Source organism: Mesorhizobium sp. M0001 (assembly GCF_040324255.1).
Lineage (GTDB): Bacteria > Pseudomonadota > Alphaproteobacteria > Rhizobiales > Rhizobiaceae > Mesorhizobium.
This window is the reverse complement of record NZ_JAMYVS010000002.1, coordinates 195001-203017: the sequence shown is the minus strand read 5'-3', so window position 1 is coordinate 203017 and position 8017 is coordinate 195001. Positions and strand designations below refer to the sequence as shown.

Genomic DNA, 8017 nt, shown 5'->3' with positions numbered 1-8017 from the left:
TTAGGCATAATACAAGAATTCAGACAGTAAGCCGCCAACGAAGGGAACGGGGATGAGCGAGCCTTATTTAGGTGAAGTCAAGATCATTTCCTGGAACTATGCACCGCGCGGCTGGGCATTTTGTAACGGCCAGTTGTTGCCGCTTAACCAGAACCAGCCATTGTTCTCACTTCTTGGCACCAGGTACGGCGGCAACGGCCAGACAAATTTTGCCCTTCCGGATATGAGGGGACGTGCGCCGGTTCATACGGGCGGCCCTATCGGTGCAATTGTCGGCGGCCAGGGCGGCGAAGAGTTTCACACGCTCACGCTCGGCGAAATGCCGACACACAACCATTTCGTCAACGCATCGAACACTGCCGGCAACGTCAACAATCCATCCGGCGCGCTGTTGGGGGCGAACGCCAGCCCGATCTATCAGCCGCCTGGCAGCGCGGTGGCTATGGCGAAGGAAAACATCACTTTCGTCGGTGGCGGCCAGCCGCATGAGAACAGATCGCCCTATCTCGTCTTGAATTTCATCATTGCCCTGCAAGGCATATTCCCGTCGCGAAATTAAGAGGACGCTTCGATGAGCCAACCTTTTGTCGGCGAGATCAGGATGTTCGGTGGCAATTTCCCTCCGAATGGCTGGGCGTTCTGCCAAGGCCAGTTGATGCCGATCTCCGAGAACGAAACCTTGTTCAATCTGATCGGTACGACCTATGGCGGCGACGGGGAGGAAACATTCGCCCTGCCCAACCTCGCATCCCGCATCCCCGTCCATGCTGGTAAGGGCCCGCTGGTCAGCCAGACCTATATCATCGGAGAACTGGGCGGGGTCGAATCCGTCACTGTTTCAACCCAACAAATGCCGAACCATTCCCATACCTGGACCGGTTCGTCGAATATCGCCAAGAATCCGGGTCCGTCCGGCGGTGTCCTGGCGACATCGAGCCTGCTGACGCCCTATGTGGGTATCGCACCTGATGGCAACATGGCCGCCGGAGCCATTTCGCCGGCCGGCGGCAGCCAGCCTCACGACAATATGGTGCCGTTCCTCGCCGTCAGTTTCATCATCTCGCTATTTGGCATCTTCCCCCAGCAAAGCTAGAGACTTGCCATGACCAATCCGTTCGTCGCCGAAATTCGAATTTTTGCCGGAGATTTCGCCCCGACGGGGTGGGCGACCTGCGATGGCCAGCTCCTGCCAATCTCGCAGAATACGGCGCTGTTTTCGCTGCTGGGCACAGTTTACGGCGGCGACGGCAAGTCGACCTTCGCGTTGCCGAATATGGCTGGCTCCGCGCCCATGGGGCAAGGACACGGCAATGGCTTGTCGGAGCGGTTTCTCGGCGAGACGGGTGGCGAAACGTCCATCACCCTTCTGCAAACGGAAATGCCGCAACATAATCATTTTGTCGCGATGTCCACCGAGAGTGGCGCCCAGGGAACTCTTACCGATGCGGTTGTTCTGGGGAAGTCGGGGGGCGGAACGCTGTATCAGAACAACACTTCGCAAAATCTGGTCCAGATGGACCCCCAGGCACTGAGCATGGCGGGCAGTACGTTGCCTCACAACAACCTGCCTCCCTATCTGGCGCTGACGTTCATCATTGCCATGCAAGGCGTTTATCCGGCGCGTCCGTAAGCGCCACTCCATGATCCAGCTTCCGATTGTGGACAACGGGCCTGTTATATTTTGCTGGGTGCGCGCGGCGCGGATTGATCTGACGTTCCGCCCGATGGCGGACGCCGATCTGCCGTTCCTGTCGGCGCTCTACGCCTCGACCCGCGCCGAAGAACTTGCCGTCACGCCGTGGAGCGATGCGCAGAAAACGGCGTTCCTCGACATGCAGTTTCAAGCGCAGCACGCGCATTACCAGAAATACTATCCCAACGCCGACTGGCTGGTGATCGAGCAGGCAAGGCAAGATATCGGTCGCCTGTATATCGAGCGCTCGGCGAGCGAGCATTGCATCATAGATATCGCCTTCCTGCCGGCGCATCGCGGCAAGGGGTCTGGCGGTGCGTTGCTCGCCGATCTCATCGATGAGGCCGCCGCCGTCGGCAAGTCGGTCTCGATCCATGTCGAGAAGAACAATCCAGCGCGGCGGCTCTACAAACGCCTCGGCTTCACCGTTGCCGAGGACAAGGGCCTCTACGACCTGATGATCCGTTCGCCGTAAGGGCCGTGCCGGTCGTCACGTGCCGCGATACCAGGAGACGATGGTGAAACGTTCGTTGCGCGTGACCGGGGTGACTTCATGCGTCGTTTCCGAACGAAAGGCGACGAGAGAGCCCGGCAACGCGGGCATGGCAACGCGCAGGCCCGGGCCGCTGTAAGGCCCATGCAGGACCAGCGAGCCGCCTGCATAGCTTTTTGGCGAAGGGTTGTCCGATTGACGGTTGAGAAAGATCACCACCGAGATCTTTCGGAACCGCGACTCGTCGTGAATGAGCGGCGTGTTGCCATCCTGGTGCGGCACAAAGAAATCGCCTTGCCGATAGTGAAGGAACTGAGGTTTCTCGACCTGGCCGAGCAGCAGCCCGAAATGCCGCTCCAGAGCCGCCTTCTGCTGCGCCAACAGGGCACTCACTCGCTCTTCAGTGGCCTGCGAAACATCGGCGCGCACGGTCTTTCGGATCTCCGGCCATGCCATCTTCTGGTCGGCACGCCCCAGCAGGCCGGCCGGACGGCCCAAGGCCGCCCGAATTTCCGCGCACAGTGCGCTACACGCCGCTCCGTCAAATACGTCCGCAATCTCGATATAGTCGATCATATGTCGAGCCGCCGCGCTGCCAAATCGCCCTGATGGCCGGAGCGTCCCCGTGGCCGATCCGGTCGAAAAAAATCAGTTGAATACCGCCTCGTAAAGCCGCCCTGCCTCATCGGCAGCGATCGGCACGATGAAGATCTCATGGGCGCCGCTTTTGCCGTTGAACCGATAGATAGCCTGCGGCAGCGCCGCGTCGCGCGGCCCCCTGAACAGCAGCGTGAAGCCACCGCCGTCGCGCGGGCTGTTGGCAATGGGCTGCACCGCGCTCAGTTCCATCGTGAGCGTCTGACCGCCGGCTTCGACGGAAAAGCTCTGCCCCTGCTCGAAATCCGAAAGCGATGCCATGCGCCTGCCCTGGTTCGTCTGTCTTTCAGACGGCTCTCTTGAGATGTCTATCCCGTCAGCCAATCTCGCCGCTTCATGGCGTGCTGTCTATAGAGCTCGATCTCCAGAAGTACAAAAGAGCACGATCAAACAAACAGATAGATTTATCTTGGCCATGTAGGGTGAAGCAGCCGTCAACGCGTTGCGCACCGGCAGCCACTGGCCTAAACCGGAATGGTATAAGAGGAGAACACTAGGGATGACTGACGCGAAAACAGACACGGCCCCGGCCGGAAGCACCGCGACAAACGCGCTGCCGCTGTTCTACAAAAAACCCGAGGCGCTCAATCCGCTGCGGCACGGCTCATTCGGCCTTACGGCGCGGGCCGATTTCTCCTTTGCCCGCACCGCGCACGCAATCCCCGTCGTCGCCTCGGAAATGCCGGCGGCAATGCGCTCCTACCCGATCGTTTTCATCGGCGACGCCAAGGCGCCTGTCATCATCACCGGCCTGCGTCAGGACCAGAACCTGTTCGTCGGCGCCGACGGCAAATGGGCGGAGCCGCATTACATTCCCGCCTATGTCCGCCGGTACCCCTTCATCCTGGCCGATGAATCGAAAACGACCGGCCGCCTGACGTTGTGGATCGACCGCGCCAGCGAACGCGTCGTCGAGCAGACGCCTTCGTCCAAGGGCGGCGACGAGACCGCGCCCTTCTTCGACGGCAACGAGCCGGCCGAGGCCTCGAGGCAGGCGCTCGCCTTCTGCAGCCAGTTCCAGACCGACTTCAATGCGACTCGCGCCATGATCGACAAGATCGACGCGCACGGCCTGTTCGCGCCGCGGCAGAGCAAGGTGACGCTGGAGGGCGGCGAGACCCTCAACCTCACCGACTTTCAGGTGATCGACGAGCCGGCCTTCAACAAATTGAGCGACGAGGCGTTTCTTGATCTCAGGAAATCCGGCGCGCTTGCGCTGCTCTATTGCCATCTCGCCTCGAGCAACAGCTGGACCTCGCTGGCCTTCCAGGCGTCATTGCGGCGAGCTGGCTGACGCGGCCCGCGACGAAAAGCTTCGGCAAGGCGCGGGTTGTTTAAATCAACGGTTCGCGCCTTCGCACGACGATCTCTCCGCGGCTCGAATCATGCTGTTGTCGTGCAGATCGCTTGCCATGACGGGTTGGCGAACTTCCTAATGCTCGACGTATAGCTTTCGCGAATGCGCCGAGGCGGCATCAATCCCCCGGTTCGCGGACCTCTCAATAAAGCCGAGCACGCCAACCTTGCTGCCCTCCTCAATCGTTGAATAGTCGGTCGCGGCCATAGATCGCGGTCCGAACGCAAAAAGCCCGCGTGAAGCGGGCTGTTTTTGATGTTGGTTGCGGGGACAGGATTTGAACCTGTGACCTTCAGGTTATGAGCCTGACGAGCTACCGGGCTGCTCCACCCCGCGTCACCTCCAGGGCAAGCTCTTGCTTGCTCCGGACTCTCCAGGGCAAGCTCTTGCCTGCTCCGGATCTGAAGCAAGCGTTTGCTTGCTTATCTGGACGTAAGCCTGGGCCTATGAACAGGATGGCTTACACATAGGTATATGGCTGACCAAATGAAAGGGCCGCTTGCGCGGCCCGTGATCCCTTGGCGGGCCTTTTCGTAGAGAGAAGATTTCAGTTTCATCCGGTTTGCGGATGAGAGTTCAACGTGCGTTTTGCAGACCTGGCAGCGACCTACTCTCCCGCGTCTTGAGACGAAGTACCATCAGCGCTGGAGCGTTTCACGGCCGAGTTCGGAATGGGATCGGGTGCAGCCGCTCCGCCATAACCACCAGGTCGGCAAAACGCACGTTATATCGAGAAGCTGTTTTTTCGTGCCAAGGCGACGTTTGTGTTTTGCTTACGGGCGTAAGCCCGCAAGCGCGACTGCGCGTCGCCGGTTTTCCGGCGCCCTCGCGGAGCATAGGCCCTGTAAGGGCCGCTCATGCGTGAGCGCTGGTCAGATCATCGTGTTTCACGATGAGCATAAGGAATGAGAACGATCAAGCCGATCGAACTATTAGTACCGGTAAGCTTCAAGCGTTGCCGCTCTTCCACACCCGGCCTATCAACGTGGTCGTCTTCCACGGTTCTCAGGGAATACTCGTTTTAAGGTGGGTTTCCCGCTTAGATGCCTTCAGCGGTTATCCCGTCCGGATATAGCTACCCTGCTATGCGGCTGGCGCCACAACAGGTCCACCAGAGATCCGTCCATCCCGGTCCTCTCGTACTAGGGACAGATCCTTTCAATATTCCTACACCCACGGCAGATAGGGACCGAACTGTCTCACGACGTTCTGAACCCAACTCACGTACCGCTTTAAATGGCGAACAGCCATACCCTTGGGACCTGCTCCAGCCCCAGGATGCGATGAGTCGACATCGAGGTGCCAAACAACCCCGTCGATATGGACTCTTGGGGGTCATCAGCCTGTTATCCCCGGCGTACCTTTTATCCGTTGAGCGATGGCCCTTCCACGCGGGACCACCGGATCACTATGACCGACTTTCGTCTCTGCTCGACTTGTCAGTCTCGCAGTCAGGCAGGCTTATGCCATTGCACTCAGCGAACGATTTCCGACCGTTCTGAGCCCACCATCGCGCGCCTCCGTTACTCTTTAGGAGGCGACCGCCCCAGTCAAACTACCCACCATACATTGTCCCGGACCCGGATAACGGGCCGCGGTTAGACATCCATAGTAATAAGGGTGGTATTTCAAGGGTGGCTCCACCTGAGCTGGCGCCCAGGTTTCAAAGCCTACCACCTATCCTACACATGCCACTACGAATGCCAATGTAAAGCTATAGTAAAGGTGCACGGGGTCTTTCCGTCTAACCGCAGGAACCCCGCATCTTCACGGGGAATTCAATTTCACTGAGTCTATGCTGGAGACAGCGGGGAAGTCGTTACGCCATTCGTGCAGGTCGGAACTTACCCGACAAGGAATTTCGCTACCTTAGGACCGTTATAGTTACGGCCGCCGTTTACTGGGGCTTCGATTCAGAGCTTGCACCCCTCCTCTTAACCTTCCAGCACCGGGCAGGCGTCAGACCCTATACGTCGTCTTGCGACTTCGCAGAGCCCTGTGTTTTTGATAAACAGTCGCTACCCCCTGGTCTGTGCCACCCTCCTCTACTTGCGTAGAAAAGGGTCACGCTTCTTCCGAAGTTACGCGTGCAATTTGCCGAGTTCCTTCAGCATAGTTCTCTCAAGCGCCTTGGTATACTCTACCTGACCACCAGTGTCGGTTTCGGGTACGGTTTATAAGGAGGAGCTATTTCCTGGAACCGCTCCGCTGCCCGTTCAATCCGATAAGATTGGACAACTTGTGCGATCCGTCACTACCTCCAAGCCCACGAATATTAACGTGGTTCCCATCGACTACGCGTTTCCGCCTCGTCTTAGGGGCCGGCTAACCCTGCTCAGATTAGCTTTAAGCAGGAACCCTTGGTCTTTCGGCGGGGGAGTCTCTCACTCCCCTTACGTTACTCATGTCAGCATTCGCACTTCTGATACCTCCACCACCCCTCACGGGTACGGCTTCGTCAGCTTACAGAACGCTCCGCTACCGCTTGGCCCTTGCGGACCAAACCCTAAGCTTCGGTGTATGGCTTTAGCCCCGTTACATTTTCGGCGCAAAGACCCTTATTTAGACCAGTGAGCTGTTACGCTTTCTTTAAATGATGGCTGCTTCTAAGCCAACATCCTGGTTGTTTTGGGATCCTCACATCCTTTCCCACTTAGCCATAACTTGGGGACCTTAGCTGTAGGTCAGGGTTGTTTCCCTTTTCACGACGGACGTTAGCACCCGCCGTGTGTCTGCCGACTAGTACTCCCAGGTATTCGGAGTTTGGTTAGGTTTGGTAATCCGGTGAGGACCCCTAGCCCATCCAGTGCTCTACCCCCTGGGGTATTCGGTCGACGCTCTACCTAAATAGATTTCGCGGAGAACCAGCTATTTCCGAGTTTGATTGGCCTTTCACCCCTAGCCACAAGTCATCCCGAACTATTGCAACAGTTATGGGTTCGGTCCTCCAGTAAGTGTTACCTTACCTTCAACCTGCTCATGGCTAGATCACTCGGTTTCGGGTCTAATGCGACGAACTGAACGCCCTGTTCAGACTCGCTTTCGCTGCGCCTACACCTAGCGGTTTAAGCTTGCTCGTCACACTAAGTCGCTGACCCATTATACAAAAGGTACGTGGTGACCCTTGCGGGCTCCCACTGTTTGTAGGCAATCGGTTTCAGGTACTCTTTCACTCCCCTTGTCGGGGTGCTTTTCACCTTTCCCTCACGGTACTAGTTCGCTATCGGTCATGCACGAGTACTTAGGCTTGGAAGGTGGTCCTCCCAATTTCAGACAGGATTTCACGTGTCCCGCCTTACTCGAGGACGATTGATTGCATTACGCGTACGGGGCTGTCACCCACTATGGCCCTACTTTCCAGAAGGTTCCGCTTGTCTCTCAATCGCCACTGGCCTGGTCCGGGTTCGCTCGCCACTACTTCCGGAGTCTCGGTTGATGTCCTTTCCTACGGGTACTTAGATGTTTCAGTTCCCCGCGTTCGCCACTTTATCCCTATGTATTCAGGATAAGTTACCTATTATCGATACTTGGAAACCACAGTAGCAGATCACTCTGCTACTCTGATTTTCCAAGTACCTTAGGTGGGTTTCCCCATTCGGAAATCTACGGATCAAAGGGTATTCGCACCTCCCCGTAGCTTATCGCAGCGTATCACGTCCTTCATCGCCTGTGCATGCCAAGGCATCCACCAATTGCCCTTAAGACACTTGATCGTTCTCATTGCCAATGCCCATCCGCGCAATCCGAAGGATTGTCGCTTCAGCCTCTCCCTTGCGGGGTTGGCGTCCGCGCAATTCCAAAGGAATTGTCGCATAAG

The 8017-nt window shown here is 57.5% G+C and carries 7 protein-coding genes, 1 tRNA gene and 2 rRNA genes; 5 read left to right on the top strand and 5 right to left on the bottom strand.

The features are described from left to right. Nucleotides 1–52: 52 nt before the first annotated feature. From NKK50_RS05985 to NKK50_RS05970, 4 genes are read left to right on the top strand one after another with little or no spacing between them, the layout of a single operon-like run. Nucleotides 53–559, top strand: coding sequence for a phage tail protein (locus NKK50_RS05985; protein WP_023672955.1), 507 nt, complete (start codon nucleotides 53–55; stop codon nucleotides 557–559). 12 nt (nucleotides 560–571) lie between these two features. After that, the gene (locus tag NKK50_RS05980; RefSeq protein ID WP_023672956.1) at nucleotides 572–1093 is read left to right on the top strand and encodes a phage tail protein; all 522 of its coding nucleotides are present in this window, start codon (nucleotides 572–574) and stop codon (nucleotides 1091–1093) included. Nucleotides 1094–1102: 9 nt separating this feature from the next. After that, entirely contained in the window at nucleotides 1103–1630 is a 528-nt protein-coding gene (locus tag NKK50_RS05975) for a phage tail protein (RefSeq protein ID WP_352543177.1), read from the top strand. A gap of 10 nt (nucleotides 1631–1640) precedes the next feature. After that, nucleotides 1641–2168, top strand: a complete 528-nt coding sequence (locus tag NKK50_RS05970; protein ID WP_023835059.1) for a GNAT family N-acetyltransferase — start codon at nucleotides 1641–1643, stop codon at nucleotides 2166–2168. A 15-nt stretch (nucleotides 2169–2183) separates the two neighbouring features. On the opposite strand, the gene NKK50_RS05965 is transcribed toward NKK50_RS05970, so the two are convergent. Both NKK50_RS05965 and NKK50_RS05960 read right to left on the bottom strand, forming a co-directional pair. Beyond that, nucleotides 2184–2762, bottom strand: coding sequence for a 2OG-Fe(II) oxygenase (locus tag NKK50_RS05965; protein ID WP_023698850.1), 579 nt, complete (start codon nucleotides 2760–2762; stop codon nucleotides 2184–2186). Between the two features lie 72 nt (nucleotides 2763–2834). Further along, the gene (locus NKK50_RS05960) at nucleotides 2835–3104 is read right to left on the bottom strand and encodes a DUF6916 family protein (protein ID WP_023672960.1); all 270 of its coding nucleotides are present in this window, start codon (nucleotides 3102–3104) and stop codon (nucleotides 2835–2837) included. 238 nt (nucleotides 3105–3342) lie between these two features. Here NKK50_RS05960 and NKK50_RS05955 point away from each other — a divergent pair, with 238 nt between their 5' ends. Further along, entirely contained in the window at nucleotides 3343–4137 is a 795-nt protein-coding gene (locus NKK50_RS05955; protein ID WP_352543176.1) for a SapC family protein, read from the top strand. 322 nt (nucleotides 4138–4459) lie between these two features. Here NKK50_RS05955 and NKK50_RS05950 read toward each other — a convergent pair. From NKK50_RS05950 to NKK50_RS05940, 3 genes are all read right to left on the bottom strand, one after another. Further along, nucleotides 4460–4536, bottom strand: a tRNA-Met gene (locus NKK50_RS05950). Between the two features lie 258 nt (nucleotides 4537–4794). Beyond that, a 5S ribosomal RNA gene (rrf, locus tag NKK50_RS05945) occupies nucleotides 4795–4909 on the bottom strand. A 202-nt stretch (nucleotides 4910–5111) separates the two neighbouring features. Beyond that, nucleotides 5112–7913, bottom strand: a 23S ribosomal RNA gene (locus NKK50_RS05940). Between the last annotated feature and the right edge of the window lie 104 nt (nucleotides 7914–8017).